Genomic DNA, 16,672 nt, shown 5'->3' with positions numbered 1-16,672 from the left:
TTTCGTCGACATGGCGGCGATTGTGCGGCAAACGTGCAAAAACTGGCAAGCGGATCAACCCTGTCCGCGACCAGCCGGACTGCATCAGACCGGCAATTTTTCCGCAAATTCAGAGTATTTGCTCTGTACATGCAAAATTTTCCATCCCCTCCTGCCAGCATGGAAAATCCGCCACACGCCTGCGCCACGCCCTGTCGCCGAGTGACATATAATCGCCCGGTTTTCCCATCGGCCGATGCCATGCAGCTTTCTGATTTCGACTATCACCTTCCCGCACACCTGATCGCCCAGTTCCCGCCGGCCGAGCGGGGCAACAGCCGGCTTTTGCACGTCAGCCCGGCCGGACTGGCCGACCTGCAGTTTGCCGACCTGCCGGGACTGCTGTCGCCGGACGACCTGCTGGTCGTCAACGACACCCGCGTGATCAAGGCCCGCCTGTTCGGCCGCAAGGCCAGTGGCGGAGCAGTCGAGGCACTGGTCGAACGCGTGCTGGACGAACGCACGGCACTGGCCCACGTCCGCGCCAGCAAATCACCCAAGCCCGGCAGCCGTCTGGTGTTTGCCGACCGCTGGGAAGCAGAAATGGTCGAACGGCAGGGTGAGCTGTTCCTGCTGCGCTTCCCTGGCGACACCAGCGTGCTCGACATCCTCGACGCCGCCGGCCACCTGCCGCTGCCGCCCTACATCACCCGCAGCGCCGGCGACAATGACGACGAACGCTACCAGACCATCTATGCCCGCGAGCAGGGTGCCGTGGCGGCTCCGACGGCCGGCCTGCACTTTACCGACGGGCTGATGGCCGCCATCCGCGCCCGCGGCATCGACGTGGCCCGCGTCACCCTGCACGTCGGTGCCGGCACTTTCCAGCCGGTGCGGGTGGACAACATCGCCGAGCACAAGATGCACAGCGAACGCTTTGTCATCCCGCAGGCCACCGTTGACGCCATCGCCGCCTGCCGGGCGCGGGGTGGCCGCGTGGTCGCCGTCGGCACCACCTCGATGCGTGCACTGGAAGCCGGTGCGCAGTCGGGCGAGCTGCGGGCCGGCCCCAGCGAAACCGACATTTTCATCACCCCGGGCTACCGCTTCCGCGTGGTGGACCGGCTGGTGACCAATTTCCACCTGCCCAAGTCCACCCTGATGATGCTGGTCAGTGCCTTTGCCGGCACCGAAACCATCCGCGCGGCTTACCGGCACGCCATCGAACGGCAATACCGCTTTTTCAGCTATGGCGACGCCATGCTGCTGGAACGGCAGGACGCACAGCCATGACCCCGATTCCCACCGACATCGTGCTGCACCAGGCCTCCCGGGTGCTGGAAGTCGCCTTTGACGACGGCAGCCGTTTTTCGCTGCCGTGCGAATACCTGCGCGTGTTTTCACCTTCTGCCGAGGTACGCGGACATGCGCCGGGACAAGAAGTGCTGCAACACGGCAAGCGCCACGTCGCCATTACCGGCATCGAGCCGGTCGGGCAATACGCAATCAAGCTGGTGTTTGACGACGGTCATTCGAGCGGCATTTACAGCTGGGCCACGCTCCACGACCTCGGGCAGCATCAGACCGACTATTGGCAGGATTATCTGAATCGCCTTGCCGCCGCAGGCAAGAGCCGGGAGTAAGCATGGACAAGACCACCCACTTCGGGTTCAAGACCGTCAACGAAGACGATAAAGCCGGCCGTGTGGCCGAAGTATTCCACTCGGTGGCCAAAAAATACGACGTGATGAACGACCTGATGTCGGGCGGCCTGCACCGGATCTGGAAGCATTTCACCCTGTCGACCGCCGGTGTGCGGCCGGGCATGAAGGTGCTCGACATTGCCGGCGGCACCGGCGACCTCGCCCGCGGCTGGAAAAAACGCGTCGGCAAGACCGGTGAAGTGTGGCTGACCGACATCAACAGCTCCATGCTGACCGTCGGCCGCGACCGCCTGCTCGACGAGGGCATGATCCTGCCGGTCGCCATTGCCGACGCCGAAAAGCTGCCGTTCCCCGACAACCATTTCGATCTGGTATCGGTGGCTTTCGGCCTGCGCAACATGACCCACAAGGACCAGGCACTCAAGGAAATGTGCCGGGTGCTCAAGCCCGGCGGCAAGCTCCTGGTGCTGGAGTTTTCCAAAGTCTGGACCCCGCTCAAGCCGGTCTACGACCTGTATTCGTTCAAGGCCCTGCCGCTGATGGGCAAGCTGGTGGCCCGCGATGCCGACAGTTACCAGTACCTTGCCGAATCGATCCGCATGCACCCGGACCAGGATACCCTCAAGGACATGATGCTGGAGGCCGGCTTCGGCAAGGTGGACTACCACAACCTGTCCGCCGGTGTCGTGGCCCTGCACAAGGGCTACAAGCTGTAAGCCTGGCCGGCCCTCTGCTCCGGTCCGACCGGGCCGGCTCCACTTGCACGCCCGATGCCCTCTGCCATGACCGACCCTGCCCTGCTGCAACGCTTTGACGCCCTGCTCGACCGCCTTGACCGCCTGCTGCCACCGCCGCTGCCGCCCACTGACTGGAACGCGCCGGCATTCCGCTGGCAGCGGCAGAACGGCCGAGGTGTCTTGCGTGCCGTATCGGCGCCGCACACCGTCCGGCTGGACGAACTCACCCATGTCGAGCGGCAGAAAACCCGCCTGCTGCGCAATACGGCCGCCTTTGTCGCCGGACGCCCGGCCAACAACGTGCTGCTGACCGGCGCGCGCGGCTCGGGCAAATCCTCGCTGGTCAAGGCCCTGCTGCCGGCCTTCATGGCCGACGGGCTGCGACTGGTGGAGGTCGACCGCCAGCATCTCGCCGACCTCGCCGACATTGTCGAGCCGCTGTCCCTGCGTCCGGAACGCTTCATCCTGTTCTGTGACGACCTGTCGTTTGAAGAGGGCGACGACGCCTACAAGGCGCTCAAGAGTGCCCTGGACGGCGGACTGGCCCAGCGGGCCGACAACGTGCTGATCTATGCCACTTCCAACCGTCGCCACCTGTTGCCCGACCGCATGGCCGACAACCTGGCCACCCAGCGCATCGACGACGAAATCCATCCCGGCGAAGCCGTCGAAGAGAAAGTCTCCCTGTCCGAGCGCTTTGGCCTGTGGTTGTCTTTCTATCCTTTCGACCAGGATGCCTATCTGGCAGCAGTCGGCGTCTGGTTACAGCACTTCGGGCTGGAACCGGACCCGGAGGCCGAAGCCGCGGCCCTGTTGTGGGCCCGCCTGCGCGGTGCGCGCTCGGGCCGCATTGCCTGGCAATTTGCCTGCGACTGGGCCGGCAGGATGCCCGAGGAACGCACTGCCCTGTCGCTATAACAACCGTGCCGCGGCCTTGGCCTGCTCGCGCGTCAGCTCGCGCACGTGCACCAGATAGGCGCCGGACAGGCCGAACATCAGCATGCCCAGTGCGGACTCATACGGCCCGAGCAGCCGCCCCAGCGCTCCGGCCGGCCCGTGGTCGGCCAGACCGACGGTTGAGTAGCTGGAAATGGAATAGAAAAACGCATTGCTGAAGCTCTCCATGCCGGCCGTGTGCCAGTAAAACAGCGCCCACAGCAGCACCGGCCCCATGTGCACCAGCATCAGCAGGTAGGTCACCACGCCGAACAGCACGGTCTCGCTGAAAGCGGAAACCCGGATGCGGCCGATCATGAAATGCGTCAGCCGGTTGATGCAGAAAATCCCCAGCGCATGCACGACCACGGTCAGCAGGGTCAGGAAGGCTGCCCAGAAAAAATACGCCATCACCTCATCCTTTGGTGCGTGGAACGGACAATGTGATTGATAATGCGGAATTGGACGGGGCGCTGCCCCGTTCGTTCTTTGCTGCCGACCTGCCGATATGCGTGACCTGACTCCCTTCATCAACCGCCTGAAAAAAAACGACCGCCACACCGCCAAGCTCGCCCGCCGGATGGCGACCGACTGCTGGCGTGTCTACGACCGCGACCTGCCGGAGTTTCCGGTAGCCGTCGACCGCTACGGCGACTGGCTGCACATTGCCGAATACGACACCGGCTGGCAGCAGGATGACGAAACCCGTGAAATCTGGGCGGAAGGGGTCAAGGCGGCCTGCGCCGAAGCCCTGTCCGTTCCGTTTGAGCAGATCGCCTTCAAGACCCGCCAGCGCCAGAAAGGGCTGGCCCAGTACGAAAAGACCGGTGACGCGGGCGAATTCTTTGTCGTCCACGAGGCCGGGCTGCGTTTTGAGGTCAACCTGACCCGCTATCTGGATACCGGCCTGTTCCTCGACCACCGGCCTACCCGCGCCCGGGTCCGCAGCGAAGCGGCCGGCAAACGTTTTCTCAACCTGTTTGCCTATACCGGCAGCTTTACCGTGCATGCTGCGGCCGGTGGCGCCAGCAGCAGCATGACGGTCGACCTCTCCAACACCTATCTTGACTGGGCCGAGCGCAATCTGGCGCTCAACGGGCTGGACCTGCCCTGCCACCGGCGCGAGCGTGCCGACGTACTGGCTTGGCTCGACGATGCCATCGACCAGGGTCAACAGTACGACCTGATCGTGATGGACCCGCCATCGTTTTCCAACTCGAAAAAGATGTTCGACACCCTCGACGTCCAGCGGGACCAGCACTATCTGGTCGACAGTGCCATGCAGCTGCTGGCACCTGGAGGGGTCCTGTATTTCTCCAACAACCTGCGCGGCTTCACGCTGGCAACCGAGCTGGCCGAGCGCTACCACGTCACCGACATTACCCATCAGTCCGTGCCGGAAGATTTCCGTAACCGCAAGATCCACCAGTGCTTCCGCATCATAGCCAAAGACAATGCGTGAACTTGACATGGATCAAGGTTAGATTTTCAGAGAAGTCTAATATTACATCTGAACCGCAGTTGGTTCGATGTAGTTTCTCCTCTATTTCTCCTTTGCAGACTTCTGCGCCGCCCTTTAGCGGCGCATTTTTTTGTTCGTCACATAGGCTATAACTATTACGTAACGGCAAGCAATTCAATTATCCAAGAGACTTGCGACCAGCTACGCTACTTCCATATTACTTGCCACCGGCCGTTAGCAGGCCGTCGTTCCGCCTTATGCAAAGGAAGCCATCATGGCCGTACAGATTCTGACTCAAGCCAACTTCAACGAAACCGTCCAGTCCGACAAGCCGGTCATCATCGACTTCTGGGCGCCGTGGTGTGCTCCTTGCCGCATGTTTGCCCCGATTTTTGAAGCTGCTGCCGACAAGCATCCGGACATCCTGTTCGCCAAGGTCAACACCGAAGAAGAACAGGCCCTGGCCTCGGCCTTCGGCATCCGCTCCATTCCGACCCTGATGGTGTTCCGCGAACAGATCATGCTGTTCCAGCAGGCCGGTGCCCTGCCGGCCAATGGACTGGAACAGCTGATCGGACAGGTCCGCTCGGTCGACATGGATGAAGTCCGCCGCCAGATCGAGGCGGAAAAGCCCGGACAATGATCCGCAAAAACGGCCGCAACAGCGGCCGTTTTTCATGCTGCCCGAACAGTCGTCCGGCTCAGGACTGCACCTCGCGTACCATCAGCACCGGCACCCGGCTGTTGCGCAGCACCATCTCGGCATCGCTGCCCATCAGCAGGCGGTCAAGTCCGCGCCGGCCGTGCGTGCCCATCACGATCATGTCGGCATTGCTCTGTTCGGCGGCCTCGACGATCAGGTCGGCCACCGTCGTCACGTCACGGGTCACGATCAGGCGTTCGGTCGCTACGCCCTTGGCCTGGGCGCTGGCTTCGGCACGGGCCACCAGTGCCTCGGCCTCGTCACGCAGGGTTTTGTCATGCCCGCCGGACAGGGTCAGGTCTTCGCGCGGGATGTAGGCGATCATCGGGTAGACCACGGTCGGATCAATGACGTGCAGCAGCTTGATCCTGCTGCCCAGCGCCGCGGCCAGTGCAATGGCTTCCTGCAGGCCACGCTCGGCAGCCGGACTGCCGTCCAGCGGAACCAGAATATTGCGATACATCATTGTCTCCCTTCATCGGATCGGATTGCATGGCGGCATGGTGCCAGCCCTGTGATTTTGGAGTTGCCGCGCCCGGAGCCGGTTCCGGCGCCAGCCTTTCCAGTATGGGGACATGACGCCGTTCCTGCTTGACCCGAGTCAACTCCTGGTGGCTTGTCCGGCGCCAAATACGCCATTTCACGCGCCGCAGCAAATTGTGTGGCATATTCGGAGCTAGGTTTTTACATACTCATTCAGGCATCTAACGCAGGAGCAACGATGAAGCCGATTCATGTGGGCATCATGGGCGTCGGTACGGTCGGCGGCGGTACCGCCACCGTGTTGAAACGCAACGCAGAAGAAATCAGCCGCCGCGCCGGCCGCACGATCGCACTCAAAATGGCCGCCAACCTGGACGTGGCCAAGGCACGCGAACTCGTCGGCGACGACGTGGAAGTGGTCAGCGACGCCCGGCTGGTTGCCACCCACCCCGACATCGACATCGTGGTGGAACTGATCGGCGGCACCGGCATCGCCAAGGACCTGGTACTCACGGCCATCGACAACGGCAAGCACGTGGTCACCGCCAACAAGAAACTGCTGGCCGAACACGGTAACGAAATCTTTGCCCGCGCCAGCGCCAAGGGCGTGATCGTGGCCTTTGAAGCGGCCGTGGCCGGCGGCATCCCGATCATCAAGGCGCTGCGCGAAGGCCTGACCGCCAACCACATCGAATGGATCGCCGGCATCATCAACGGCACCTCCAACTTCATCCTGACCGAAATGCGCGAGAAGGGCCTGGCGTTTGCCGACGTGCTCAGGCAGGCACAGGAGCTCGGCTACGCCGAAGCCGACCCGACCTTCGACATCGAAGGCCACGACGCCGGCCACAAGCTGACCATCATGTCGGCCATCGCCTTCGGCATCCCGATGCAGTTCGACAAGTGCTACCTCGAAGGCATCTCCAGACTCACGTCCGAAGACATCCGCTACGCCGAAGAACTGGGCTACCGCGTCAAGCTGCTGGGCATTACCCGCCGCGCCGCCAACGGCATTGAGCTGCGTGTACACCCGACCCTGATTCCGGAAAGCCGCCTGATCGCCAACGTCAACGGCGTCATGAACGCCGTGCTGGCCAAGGGCGATGCCGTCGGCCCGACGCTTTACTACGGCGCCGGCGCCGGCAGCCTGCCGACCGCCTCGGCCGTGGTCGCCGACATTGTCGACGTGACCCGTCTTGCCACCGCTGATCCGGAACACCGCGTGCCGCATCTGGCGTTCCAGCCGGAGTGCATTGCCGACCTGCCGATCCTGCCGATCGAAGAAATCGAAACCAGCTACTACCTGCGCGTGCCGGTAGTGGACCGTCCGGGCGTGCTGGCCGACATCACCCGCATCCTGGCCGACGAGCAGATCTCGATCGAAGCGCTGATCCAGAAGGGCAGCGACCAGGGCAGTCATACCGAAATCGTGCTGCTGACCCATCGCGTACAGGAAAAACACGCCAACTCGGCCATCCGCCGCATCGAGGCACTCGACAGCGTCAAGGGCCGCATCGTGCGCATCCGCATGGAAGCCCTGAATGGCTGACCTGCCGCCGCTGCCGGGCACGGCCATCCGCCCTGCCCGGGCGGCAGACCTGCCCGGCATCGTCGCCATCTACAACAGCACCGTGCCGCTGCGCACCGTGACAGCCGATACCGAGCCAGTCAGCGTGGCCAGCCGGCAGGCGTGGTTTGATGCCCATCACCCCGATCACCACCCGCTGTGGGTGGTCGAGGATGCCGAAGGGCAACTCCTGGGCTGGGCCAGCCTGTCACCGTTTTACGGCCGGCCGGCCTATGCGGCCACTGCCGAAGTCAGCATCTACCTTGCCGGACCCGCGCGCGGCCACGGCCTCGGGCGCTGGCTGCTCGACTACGTCATGGCCCGCAGCCCGGCACTGGGTATCCGCACCCTGCTGGGCTTCATTTTTTCGCACAACCCCGCAAGCCTTGCCCTGTTTGCCCGGGCCGGCTTTGCCTCTTGGGGAGAGCTGCCCGACGTGGCCGAGCTGGACGGCACCCGCCGTTCGCTGTCCATCCTCGGCCGGCATCTTCCCGACCCCGACCCGATACCATGAACTACATCAGCACCCGCGGCGCCCGGCTGGGCAGCTTTTCCGACATTCTCCTGATGGGGCTGGCCCCCGATGGCGGCTTGGCCTTGCCCGAGCACTACCCGCAGATCGACCGCGCCACCCTCGATGCCTGGCGTGGCCTTGATTACCCGGCACTGGCGTTTGAAATCATCCGCCTGTTCGCCGACGACATTCCCGCTGACGACCTGAAGCGCCTGGTGTCTGCCACCTACCGCGCCGAGGTGTTCGGCAGCACCGACATTACCCCGCTCAAGGAACTGGAGCCGGGGCTGGCGATCCTCGAGCTTTCCAACGGCCCGACCCTTGCCTTCAAGGACGTGGCCATGCAGTTCCTTGGCCATGTGTTCGAATACGTGCTGGCCCGCCGTGGCGAAACCCTCAACATCCTCGGTGCCACGTCCGGTGACACCGGCAGCGCCGCCGAATACGCCATGCGTGGCAAGGCCGGCATCAATGTGTTCATGCTGAGCCCACACGGCCTGATGAGCCCGTTCCAGCAGGCGCAGATGTACAGCCTGATGGATGCCAACATCCACAACCTCGCAGTGCGCGGCGTGTTCGACGACTGCCAGGACATCGTCAAGGCAGTGCAGAACGACCACGCCTTCAAGGCCCGCTACAAGATCGGCACGGTGAATTCGATCAACTGGGCACGCGTGGTGGCGCAGGTGGTGTACTACTTCAAGGGCTACTTTGCCGCCACCCGCAGCAATGACGAAAGCGTCAGCTTCTGCGTGCCGTCGGGCAACTTCGGCAACGTGTGTGCCGGTCACATTGCCCGCATGATGGGGCTTCCGGTCCGGAAGCTGGTGGTCGCCACCAACGAAAACGACGTGCTGGACGAATTCTTCCGCACCGGTGCTTACCGTCCGCGCGGCACGGCTGACACCCACATCACCTCCAGCCCGTCGATGGACATTTCCAAGGCGTCCAACTTCGAGCGCTTCGTGTTCGATCTGGTCGGCCGCGATCCGGCTAGGGTACGCGGGCTGTGGGCCAAGGTAGACGCAGGCGGCAGCTTTGATCTCGCCGGCACCGACGCATTCGCCCGCGTGGCGGACTTCGGCTTCGTATCCGGCAAGAGCTCCCACGCTGACCGGCTGGCCACCATCCGCTCGACTTGGGATCGCTACGGCGTGCTGGTGGACACCCATACCGCCGACGGCCTGAAAGTGGCCGCCGCGTGGCGTGAAACAGGGGTGCCGATGCTGTGCCTGGAAACGGCCCTGCCGGCCAAGTTCGAGGAGACCATCCGCGAAGCGGTCAACCTGACACCGCCACGACCGGCCGGGCTGGACGATATCGAATCCCTGCCCAAGCGGGTGACGGTCGTCAACGCCGATGCCGCTGAAATCAAGCGTTATGTCGAGGCCCGGCTCGGCTGAACTCCCGGCATTCAGCCTTGTGCGGCTACCTGAACAGGTGGCCGTTGTTTTGTCTGCCTGCCGGCCACGCTACAATCGCGGCATGCATGCTTTCCTTCCCGTAATGTTGTGTCTGGCGCTGGCCAGCCCTTTGGCTTGGGCTGCCCGCCAGGATATCAGCGCACTTGAAACTGCTGCTCGTGCATTTGCCGAAAACGAGTGGCAAGGCCAGAACGTGAACCTGCAGTTCGGCCAGATCGACCGGCGGCTGGCCCTACCGGCGTGCCGGCAGCCGGAGTTTGCCTGGACAGGCGAAAAACGGCAGGGCAGCAACGCACTGAAGCTGTCGTGCCCGGAACACGGCTGGTCATTGCGCTTGCCGGTACGGGTAGTCAGCCAGCAGGGACTGGTGACATTCATCCGTCCGCTGGAGGCCGGAGCGGTCATCACGGCCGAAGACATCCGCCTGGAACCCAGCCGGAACGGCCGGGCTCCGGCCGGCAGCTTCACCCGGATTGAAGACGTGGTCGGCAAGTCACTGGGGCGAGGGGTGGGTACCGGCGTGACCCTGCGGCGGGAAATGCTGGCTTCGCCGCTGCTGGTGCGCCAGAATGAACGGGTAAAGGTACAGGCCATCGGACCGGCTTTCAGTGTCTGGGCCGATGGTGTGGCACTGACCAACGGTAGCGAGGGTGAAGTGATTGGCGTACGCATGCCCGGAGGCCGTACCATACAAGGCGTAGTCGCAGCTGATGGCAGTATCCAGCTGCGCTATTGAAGCGGCAGGACGACAAGAAATCGCCGCGCTTGATTCAAGTCAGGGACCGTTTCGTCGATATTACAGTCAATACCAGACATGACAAGCAGGCGTATCGCCATGAAAATCCATTCACAGCTTCCACCGGCCCTTCAGCCGGCAGCACAACCGGGAAACCGCAGCAACGCGACCGGACGCAGCAATGTTGCGGACAAGAATGACCAGGTCAGCATCAATCCGCTGGTCAACCGTGTGCAGACTGCCGCAGCTGGCGAAACCGCTCCGGCATTTGATGCCGGCAAGATCGATGCCATCAAGTCCGCCATTGCCCGCGGCGAATTCAGCATCAATGCCGACGCGATTGCCGACGGCCTGATTGCCAGCGCCCGCGAACTGCTTTCGGCCCAGAAACCCTGATTTGACGTATGAGCCAGCCTGCTTCCCTGACGACTGAACAACACCTGGCCCGGCACTTGGGCGAGGAAACCGCTGAATACGAAATCATGCAGGCACTGCTTGCAGACGAGCAGCGGGCACTGATTACCGGTAACCCTCAGGAAGTGGAGCTGCTGGCCACCAGCAAGCTGCGCCAGCTTGAACGCATTGACGTACTCGGCCGTACACGGGCCGACCTGATGCATCAGCTGGGCCTGAACGACCGGACAGCCCTTTATGGCTGGCTGGCCGGCCGGCCAGACATTCTTTCTGCTTGGCAACGGCTGGAGCTGGTATCTGAAAAAGCCCGCGCGGCCAACAGCACCAACGGCAAACTGATCGCCGAACGCCTGACCCACGTCAACCAGGCCATCTCGACCCTGATGAGCAGCGACCAGAGCACGCTCGGCTACGAGCGTGACGGCAGCGCGCGCTCGGCCATCAGTGGCGGACGGAGTTTCGGCGCAGCCTGACGCGCTAAGCCTGCTCTCATGCTTTTATGGCAAGATACCGAGCGCATTTAACCGCCCGGTATTGTCATGACTTCCAGTGTTGCCGCCCTGCTCATCGTGGCCTTTGTCGCCGCCAACCTGCCTTTCATCCTGTCGCGCCCGCTGGGTGTTCTGGCCCGTCCCCGCAAGGCGTTCGGCTGGCACCTGCTTGAACTGGTCCTGATGTTCGGGCTGACCGCCCTCTTGGCTTTCTGGCTGGAAGGACGGCAATCGCCTCCGCACGCCCAGAACTGGCAGTTCTGGGTCACCAACCTCGCACTGTTCTTGGTCTTTGCCTTTCCGGGCTTTGTCGGCCGTTACTTCTGGCATCGCCGGGCAGCCCGCTGAGCCGGCTCCCCGACCCTCGTCCCGTTTTCAGCGGCGCCCCTGTCCGAACAGGTGTTTTTTCGCCTCGTCATCGACCGTCGACACCCGCGGATTCACGCCCTCGGCCCGGTCATAGGCCCGTTGCACGGCCGGACGGGCTGCCATGGCAGCATGCCAGCGTGCCACCTGCGGATAATCCGCCAGATCAATCCCCTGCTTCTCGTGCGGCACCGCCCACGGATAACTCGCCATGTCGGCAATGCTGTATTCGGCGCCGGCCAGCCACTCATGCCTGGCCAGTTGCCGATCCAGCACGCCATACAGCCGCTCGGTTTCCTTGCGGTAGCGCTCGATGGCGTACGGTACCGGCTCCGGTGCGTACTGGCTGAAATGGTGGTTCTGCCCCAGCATCGGCCCGAAGCCGGCCATCTGCCAGAACAGCCACTCCAGAACCGTAGTCCGCCCGCGCACCCCCGCCGGGATGAAACGTCCGGTCTTGTCGGCGAGATAAAGCAGGATCGCCCCGGACTCGAACACGGACAGCGGCTCACCGCCGTCGGCCGGCGACCGATCGACAATGGCCGGAATGCGGTTGTTCGGTGCGATCGCCAGAAAAGCCGGATCAAACTGCTCGCCGCGGCCGATATCGACCGGATGCAGGGTGTAATCCAGCCCCGCCTCTTCCAGAAAAATGCTGATCTTGTGCCCGTTGGGCGTGGTCCAGTAATACAGGTCGATCATGGCGCGGCTCCTTGCAGGGTGGGTCAGGCGTAAAACGGCGGCTCGCCCTCCGGGCGGGTCTTGAAGCGCTTGTGCAACCAGAAATACTGCTCGGGCTGTTCGCGCACCCGCTCCTCGATAAAGGCATTCATCCGCCGGGCATCTTCGGTTTCATCACCGGACGGGAAATCGTCCCAAGCCGGAAAACACTCCAGTTCGTACTGTGCAGCAGAAATGCGCCGGGGAATCACCGGCACCACCCTGGCCCGCGTCAGCCGGGCAATGCGCGACATGCCGGTGATGGTGGCCGTCGGCACACCGAAAAACGGCACGAACACACTGTCCCGCGCACCGAAATCCTGGTCCGGCAGGTACAGGAACGGCGTGTGGTCCTTCATGGCCTTGATGATCGACCGCAAACCTTCGCGGCGCGAGATGATCTTGCAGTTGCCGTAGCGCTGCCGTCCCTCATAGATCTTGCGGTCCAGCAGTTCGTTTTTCTGGTTGGAATAGACGCTGACCAGCGGGACGTCCTGGTTCAGGCGGAACACGCACATCTCGAACCCGACAAAGTGCGGGTACAGGATGATGACATTTTCGTCGCGCAGATCGGTCAGGTAGTGCAGGTTCTTGTAACGCACCAGATCGCGGAAGCGGGCATTGGGCGAATACCACACCACGCCGTATTCCAGCAGCAGCCGGGCCATGGCATGAAAGTGGTCGCGCAACAGCCGGTCCCGGGCGGCCGGTGTCCAGTCCGGAAAACAGGCGGCCAGATTGCGCTCGCCCACCCGGCGGCGCGGCTTGACCAGATGGTAGGCCAGCCAGCCGACGGGACGGGCCAGCCTGTCGATGGCAGACAGCGGCAGGAAGTGCAGCAGCCACAGGACAAAAAGTGCAAGACGCATGGGTTCAGTCAGCCTCGGAAACGGGAACGGTCGGCGGCAGTTCGGCACCGGCCGGATGTTTAAAGCGGTTATACGACCACAGGTACTGTTCGGGCGCCTCGCGGATCAGCGCCTCCACTTCGGCGTTGACCCGGCGGGCATCGGCCAGTTTGTCGCCGGTAAACGGCTCGGAAAGCGGACGGATGCGTACTTCGAATCCTTCCCCGACTCCCAGCCGGTGCCCGTAGAAGAAGAACGTATCCACGTTTTTCATCTCACCCAGCCGCGCCACCAGCGTCATGGTGTAGGCCCAGCGACCAAAGAACGGCACCCAGACGCCTTCGCCCTGCCCCGGCACCTGGTCCGGCAGCACGATGGTGGCCTCGCCGCTGCGCAGCGCCTTCATCACCTGCCGCACGCCCTGCGGGGTGGCCGGTGCCGTGCGACCGTTGCCGCGCACCCGCCCGGCCTGCATCATCGGCTCCAGCCAGGCCAGCTTGGGCGGCCGGTACATGGCCGTCAGCGGAAACGGCAGCCGGCTGGCAAGATAGCGCCCGGCAATGTCGTAAGCCCCCAGATGCGGCGTGACAAACAGCAGGCCGCGCCCAGCAGCCAGGCTGGCCTCGACGGCCTCCCAGCCCTCGCAGCGCCGGACCAGCCGGGCAATGCCGTCCACGTCGCGTCCCCAGGCAATCGCCAGTTCCATCGCGCCCATGCCGGTCTGTACTGCACTGGTGGCAACCAGGTGTTTATAATCACGTGGATTTGCCGCCAGCCCGGCCTGTTCCAGATTGGTTCCGGTCAGCCGGGCAAAACGTTTCGAGACCCGCAGGCCCAGCCACCCCGCTACCGCGCCGGTGCGCTGCAACAGTCCCAGGGGCAGATGCCCGGCCAGCGCGCACAGCGCCGGAAGCAGTTTGCTCATCGTGCTTGAGTGTCTTGAAAATACAAGCTGGCCATTCTACTGCCGAACGAACATTTCTCCATCAGGGAACCCCTTGTGAGCGAATACCTCTTCACCTCCGAATCCGTCTCCGAAGGCCATCCGGACAAGGTCGCCGACCAGATCTCCGACGCCATCCTCGATGCCATCCTCACCCAGGACAAGCACGCACGCGTCGCCGCCGAAACCCTGGTCAACACCGGCCTCGTCGTGCTCGCCGGTGAAATCACCACCCACGCCAACGTCGACTACATCCACGTTGCCCGCGAAACCATCAAGCGCATCGGCTACAACACCTCCGACCTCGGTTTCGATGCCAAGGGCTGCGCCGTGCTGGTCGGTTACGACAAGCAGTCACCCGACATCGCCCAGGGCGTCAACGAAGGCCAGGGCATCGACCTCAACCAGGGTGCCGGCGACCAGGGCCTGATGTTCGGCTACGCCTGCGACGAAACCCCGACGCTGATGCCGTTCCCGATCTACTACGCCCACCGTCTGGTGCAGCGTCAGGCCGAACTGCGCAAGGACGGCCGCCTGCCGTGGCTGCGTCCGGATGCCAAGAGCCAGATCACCTGCGCCTACGACAGCGAAACCGGCCTGCCCAAGCGCATCGACACCGTCGTGCTCTCGACCCAGCACAGCCCGGACATCAGCCACGACATGCTGACCGAAGCGGTGATCGAGGACATCGTCAAGCCGGTGCTGCCGGCCCACATGCTGACCGCCGAAACCAAGTTCCTGATCAACCCGACCGGCCGTTTCGTCATCGGCGGCCCGATGGGTGACTGCGGCCTCACCGGCCGCAAGATCATCGTCGATACCTACGGTGGTGCCGCTCCGCACGGCGGTGGTGCCTTCTCGGGCAAGGACCCGTCCAAGGTCGACCGCTCGGCAGCCTACGCCGGCCGCTACGTGGCCAAGAACATCGTCGCTGCCGGCCTCGCCCGCCAGTGCCAGATCCAGGTCAGCTACGCCATCGGCATCGCCGAGCCGACCTCGATCTCGGTCGATACCTTCGGCACCAACGCGATCCCGAACGAAAAGATCGTCGAGCTGGTCAAGCGTCACTTCGACCTGCGCCCGAAGGGCATCATCCAGATGCTCGACCTGCTGCGCCCGATCTACACCAAGACCGCCGCCTACGGCCACTTCGGGCGCGAAGAGCCGGAATTCACCTGGGAAGCCACCGACAAGGCTGCCGCCCTGCGCGCCGACGCTGGCCTGTAATCCCGCCTCTCCGGCACGCCCGTCCTGCCGGATTGACACCCCGAACCGCCGTGATACCCTCCCGGCGGTTTTTTTCGTCCCGCTTCCGCCAGCCCCATGCTGCATACCCAATCCCTGCCGACCATCCCCGACCTCGTGGCGCTGGCCGCCCAGGCACCGCACACCTTTCCGGTACTGCTGCAATCGTCCGGCACCACCGGCATCGACCTGCTGCTGGCCCTGCCGCGCGAACCACGCCTGTATTTCGAGGGTGACGGTGCGCAATTCGTCAGCGATCTGGCCAGCCTGCCGCTGGCACCGGTGCCGCACCCCGGATCTCTGCCGTTCATCGGCGGCTGGTTTGTCTATCTCGGCTACGAACTGCTGCATACCTTCGAGCCCAGCGTCGGCACGCCGCTGCCCGATCCGTTCCCGCTGGCTGCCCTGGTGCGCCACCCGGCCGCCATCGTGGTCGACCGCGATCGCCAGACCGCCACGCTGGTAGCGGAAACTACCACCGAGCTGGCTGAACTCACGGCCGCACTCGTCGCCACCGCCGGCTGGCAGGCACAGCTGCTGACATTGCAACACATCGAAGAAGACGACCCGGCCCGGTTCACCGAAGCCATTGCCCGCATTCACGACTACATCCGCGACGGCGACGTGTTCCAGGTCAACCTGTCGCGCCAGTGGCAGGCCACGCTCAACCCGGATGTCTGTCCGGCCGATGTGTTTGCCGCTCTGCGCCAGGCCAACCCGGCTCCCTTTTCGGCGCTGGTGCAGTTTGGTGCTGCCGGCAGCATTGTCAGTTCGTCGCCGGAGCGGCTGGTGCGGGTCACGCCGGAAGGCGTGGCCGATACCCGCCCGATTGCCGGCACCCACCCCCGGGCCGCCGATCCGGTCGAGGATGCCAGCCTGAAAGCGCGTCTGATCGGCGACCTGAAGGAGCGCGCCGAACACGTCATGCTGATCGACCTGGAACGCAACGACCTCGGACGCATCTGCCGTCCGGGCAGTGTCGAGGTCAACGAGCTGATGACCGTGGCCAGCTACGCCACCGTGCACCATATCGAATCCAACGTGCGCGGCCGCTTGCGCGACGGGCTGACGCCCGCCGACATTTTCCGCGCCCTTTTCCCCGGAGGCACCATCACCGGCTGCCCGAAAGTGCGCTGCATGCAGATCATCCGCGAGCTGGAAAGCTCGCCACGCCGCGCCTACACCGGCAGCCTCGGTTACATCAACCGCGACGGCTCGATGGATACCAACATCCTGATCCGCACCTTCATGCAGGAAGGCAACCGGCTACGGTTCCGGGCCGGCGCCGGCATCGTGATCGACTCGCAGCCCGAACGTGAATTGCAGGAAACCCGCCACAAGGCACGCGGCCTGCTGCGTGCGCTCGGACTGGAATAGTCCGGCAGCTCTTCGCCACGCGGACACATCCATCCGGGAGACAAGACCGGCACGACACGAAGC

The 16,672-nt window shown here is 63.7% G+C and carries 20 protein-coding genes; 15 read left to right on the top strand and 5 right to left on the bottom strand.

Annotated features, from left to right (window positions below; all coding sequences use genetic code 11):
* Positions 1-240: 240 nt before the first annotated feature.
* The 4 genes from queA (at position 241) to G542_RS0104745 (ending at position 3,298) form a co-directional block, all read left to right on the top strand.
* The gene (gene queA / locus G542_RS0104760) at positions 241-1,272 is read left to right on the top strand and encodes a tRNA preQ1(34) S-adenosylmethionine ribosyltransferase-isomerase QueA (RefSeq protein WP_027823523.1); all 1,032 of its coding nucleotides are present in this window, start codon (positions 241-243) and stop codon (positions 1,270-1,272) included.
* Positions 1,269-1,622, top strand: a complete 354-nt coding sequence (locus G542_RS0104755) for a gamma-butyrobetaine hydroxylase family protein (RefSeq protein ID WP_027823522.1) — start codon at positions 1,269-1,271, stop codon at positions 1,620-1,622. Before queA ends, G542_RS0104755 begins: the two co-directional genes overlap by 4 nt.
* 2 nt (positions 1,623-1,624) lie before the next feature.
* Positions 1,625-2,359 (top strand): bifunctional demethylmenaquinone methyltransferase/2-methoxy-6-polyprenyl-1,4-benzoquinol methylase UbiE, encoded by a 735-nt coding sequence (gene ubiE, locus G542_RS0104750; protein ID WP_027823521.1) that lies wholly within the window; start codon positions 1,625-1,627, stop codon positions 2,357-2,359.
* Between the two features lie 66 nt (positions 2,360-2,425).
* Entirely contained in the window at positions 2,426-3,298 is an 873-nt protein-coding gene (locus G542_RS0104745) for an ATP-binding protein (RefSeq protein WP_012696079.1), read from the top strand.
* On the opposite strand, the gene G542_RS0104740 is transcribed toward G542_RS0104745, so the two are convergent.
* Positions 3,293-3,727 (bottom strand): ion channel, encoded by a 435-nt coding sequence (locus G542_RS0104740; RefSeq protein WP_012696078.1) that lies wholly within the window; start codon positions 3,725-3,727, stop codon positions 3,293-3,295. The genes G542_RS0104745 and G542_RS0104740 overlap by 6 nt on opposite strands.
* Before the next feature lie 97 nt (positions 3,728-3,824).
* On the opposite strand from G542_RS0104740, the gene G542_RS0104735 reads away from it, so the two are divergent.
* Positions 3,825-4,778 (top strand): class I SAM-dependent methyltransferase, encoded by a 954-nt coding sequence (locus tag G542_RS0104735; protein WP_012696077.1) that lies wholly within the window; start codon positions 3,825-3,827, stop codon positions 4,776-4,778.
* 274 nt (positions 4,779-5,052) lie between these two features.
* Entirely contained in the window at positions 5,053-5,421 is a 369-nt protein-coding gene (gene trxA / locus G542_RS0104730; RefSeq protein ID WP_012696076.1) for a thioredoxin, read from the top strand.
* A 58-nt stretch (positions 5,422-5,479) separates the two neighbouring features.
* Here trxA and G542_RS0104725 read toward each other — a convergent pair whose 3' ends face one another.
* Positions 5,480-5,944, bottom strand: a complete 465-nt coding sequence (locus tag G542_RS0104725; RefSeq protein WP_012696075.1) for a universal stress protein — start codon at positions 5,942-5,944, stop codon at positions 5,480-5,482.
* 258 nt (positions 5,945-6,202) lie between these two features.
* Between G542_RS0104725 and G542_RS0104720 the strand changes: the two genes are divergently transcribed.
* The 7 genes from G542_RS0104720 (at position 6,203) to G542_RS0104690 (ending at position 11,458) form a co-directional block, all read left to right on the top strand.
* Positions 6,203-7,513 (top strand): homoserine dehydrogenase, encoded by a 1,311-nt coding sequence (locus G542_RS0104720; RefSeq protein WP_012696074.1) that lies wholly within the window; start codon positions 6,203-6,205, stop codon positions 7,511-7,513.
* Positions 7,506-8,045: a GNAT family N-acetyltransferase gene (locus G542_RS0104715; protein WP_027823520.1), complete on the top strand. Its 540-nt coding sequence runs from the start codon at positions 7,506-7,508 to the stop codon at positions 8,043-8,045. The genes G542_RS0104720 and G542_RS0104715 overlap by 8 nt, the downstream gene beginning before the upstream one ends.
* Entirely contained in the window at positions 8,042-9,448 is a 1,407-nt protein-coding gene (gene thrC / locus G542_RS0104710; RefSeq protein WP_012696072.1) for a threonine synthase, read from the top strand. Before G542_RS0104715 ends, thrC begins: the two co-directional genes overlap by 4 nt.
* An 82-nt stretch (positions 9,449-9,530) precedes the next feature.
* Positions 9,531-10,205 carry a flagellar basal body P-ring formation chaperone FlgA gene (flgA, locus tag G542_RS0104705; RefSeq protein WP_012696071.1) on the top strand — a complete coding sequence of 225 codons (675 nt, stop codon included), beginning with the start codon at positions 9,531-9,533 and terminating at the stop codon, positions 10,203-10,205.
* Between the two features lie 99 nt (positions 10,206-10,304).
* Positions 10,305-10,601 (top strand): flagellar biosynthesis anti-sigma factor FlgM, encoded by a 297-nt coding sequence (gene flgM, locus G542_RS0104700; RefSeq protein ID WP_012696070.1) that lies wholly within the window; start codon positions 10,305-10,307, stop codon positions 10,599-10,601.
* Positions 10,602-10,609: 8 nt separating this feature from the next.
* Complete coding sequence (locus tag G542_RS0104695) at positions 10,610-11,092, top strand: flagella synthesis protein FlgN (RefSeq protein ID WP_012696069.1); 483 nt, start codon at positions 10,610-10,612, stop codon at positions 11,090-11,092.
* A gap of 66 nt (positions 11,093-11,158) precedes the next feature.
* Positions 11,159-11,458: a DUF2818 family protein gene (locus G542_RS0104690; RefSeq protein WP_012696068.1), complete on the top strand. Its 300-nt coding sequence runs from the start codon at positions 11,159-11,161 to the stop codon at positions 11,456-11,458.
* Positions 11,459-11,485: 27 nt separating this feature from the next.
* On the opposite strand, the gene G542_RS0104685 is transcribed toward G542_RS0104690, so the two are convergent.
* The 3 genes from G542_RS0104685 to G542_RS0104675 are packed head-to-tail and all read right to left on the bottom strand — an operon-like array spanning position 11,486 to position 13,969.
* Entirely contained in the window at positions 11,486-12,178 is a 693-nt protein-coding gene (locus G542_RS0104685) for a glutathione binding-like protein (protein WP_012696067.1), read from the bottom strand.
* Positions 12,179-12,201: 23 nt separating this feature from the next.
* On the bottom strand, positions 12,202-13,065 hold the full coding sequence (locus G542_RS0104680) for a lipid A biosynthesis lauroyl acyltransferase (RefSeq protein ID WP_027823518.1): 864 nt from the start codon (positions 13,063-13,065) through the stop codon (positions 12,202-12,204).
* 4 nt (positions 13,066-13,069) lie between these two features.
* On the bottom strand, positions 13,070-13,969 hold the full coding sequence (locus G542_RS0104675) for a lysophospholipid acyltransferase family protein (RefSeq protein WP_027823517.1): 900 nt from the start codon (positions 13,967-13,969) through the stop codon (positions 13,070-13,072).
* A gap of 75 nt (positions 13,970-14,044) precedes the next feature.
* On the opposite strand from G542_RS0104675, the gene metK reads away from it, so the two are divergent.
* Entirely contained in the window at positions 14,045-15,214 is a 1,170-nt protein-coding gene (gene metK, locus G542_RS0104670) for a methionine adenosyltransferase (protein WP_012696064.1), read from the top strand.
* Positions 15,215-15,310: 96 nt separating this feature from the next.
* The gene (locus tag G542_RS0104665; protein ID WP_034985076.1) at positions 15,311-16,609 is read left to right on the top strand and encodes an aminodeoxychorismate synthase component I; all 1,299 of its coding nucleotides are present in this window, start codon (positions 15,311-15,313) and stop codon (positions 16,607-16,609) included.
* The last annotated feature ends 63 nt before the right edge of the window (positions 16,610-16,672 follow it).

Source organism: Laribacter hongkongensis DSM 14985 (assembly GCF_000423285.1).
Classification (GTDB): Bacteria; Pseudomonadota; Gammaproteobacteria; order Burkholderiales; family Aquaspirillaceae; genus Laribacter; species Laribacter hongkongensis.
This window is presented reverse-complemented; position numbering and strand designations above follow the sequence as displayed.

What these genes read in the sequence shown, in the direction of transcription:
- G542_RS0104715 (WP_027823520.1), top strand. Translation starts at nt 7,506, where the DNA reads ATGGCTGACCTGCCGCCGCTGCCGGGCACGGCCATCCGCCCTGCCCGG.
- queA (WP_027823523.1), top strand. Translation starts at nt 241, where the DNA reads ATGCAGCTTTCTGATTTCGACTATCACCTTCCCGCACACCTGATCGCC.
- G542_RS0104745 (WP_012696079.1), top strand. Translation starts at nt 2,426, where the DNA reads ATGACCGACCCTGCCCTGCTGCAACGCTTTGACGCCCTGCTCGACCGC.
- trxA (WP_012696076.1), top strand. Translation starts at nt 5,053, where the DNA reads ATGGCCGTACAGATTCTGACTCAAGCCAACTTCAACGAAACCGTCCAG.
- G542_RS0104665 (WP_034985076.1), top strand. Translation starts at nt 15,311, where the DNA reads ATGCTGCATACCCAATCCCTGCCGACCATCCCCGACCTCGTGGCGCTG.
- ubiE (WP_027823521.1), top strand. Translation starts at nt 1,625, where the DNA reads ATGGACAAGACCACCCACTTCGGGTTCAAGACCGTCAACGAAGACGAT.
- flgA (WP_012696071.1), top strand. Translation starts at nt 9,531, where the DNA reads ATGCATGCTTTCCTTCCCGTAATGTTGTGTCTGGCGCTGGCCAGCCCT.
- G542_RS0104740 (WP_012696078.1), bottom strand. Translation starts at nt 3,727, where the DNA reads ATGGCGTATTTTTTCTGGGCAGCCTTCCTGACCCTGCTGACCGTGGTC.
- G542_RS0104725 (WP_012696075.1), bottom strand. Translation starts at nt 5,944, where the DNA reads ATGTATCGCAATATTCTGGTTCCGCTGGACGGCAGTCCGGCTGCCGAG.
- G542_RS0104690 (WP_012696068.1), top strand. Translation starts at nt 11,159, where the DNA reads ATGACTTCCAGTGTTGCCGCCCTGCTCATCGTGGCCTTTGTCGCCGCC.
- flgM (WP_012696070.1), top strand. Translation starts at nt 10,305, where the DNA reads ATGAAAATCCATTCACAGCTTCCACCGGCCCTTCAGCCGGCAGCACAA.
- G542_RS0104680 (WP_027823518.1), bottom strand. Translation starts at nt 13,065, where the DNA reads ATGCGTCTTGCACTTTTTGTCCTGTGGCTGCTGCACTTCCTGCCGCTG.
- G542_RS0104675 (WP_027823517.1), bottom strand. Translation starts at nt 13,969, where the DNA reads ATGAGCAAACTGCTTCCGGCGCTGTGCGCGCTGGCCGGGCATCTGCCC.
- G542_RS0104695 (WP_012696069.1), top strand. Translation starts at nt 10,610, where the DNA reads ATGAGCCAGCCTGCTTCCCTGACGACTGAACAACACCTGGCCCGGCAC.
- G542_RS0104735 (WP_012696077.1), top strand. Translation starts at nt 3,825, where the DNA reads ATGCGTGACCTGACTCCCTTCATCAACCGCCTGAAAAAAAACGACCGC.
- G542_RS0104755 (WP_027823522.1), top strand. Translation starts at nt 1,269, where the DNA reads ATGACCCCGATTCCCACCGACATCGTGCTGCACCAGGCCTCCCGGGTG.
- G542_RS0104685 (WP_012696067.1), bottom strand. Translation starts at nt 12,178, where the DNA reads ATGATCGACCTGTATTACTGGACCACGCCCAACGGGCACAAGATCAGC.
- G542_RS0104720 (WP_012696074.1), top strand. Translation starts at nt 6,203, where the DNA reads ATGAAGCCGATTCATGTGGGCATCATGGGCGTCGGTACGGTCGGCGGC.
- thrC (WP_012696072.1), top strand. Translation starts at nt 8,042, where the DNA reads ATGAACTACATCAGCACCCGCGGCGCCCGGCTGGGCAGCTTTTCCGAC.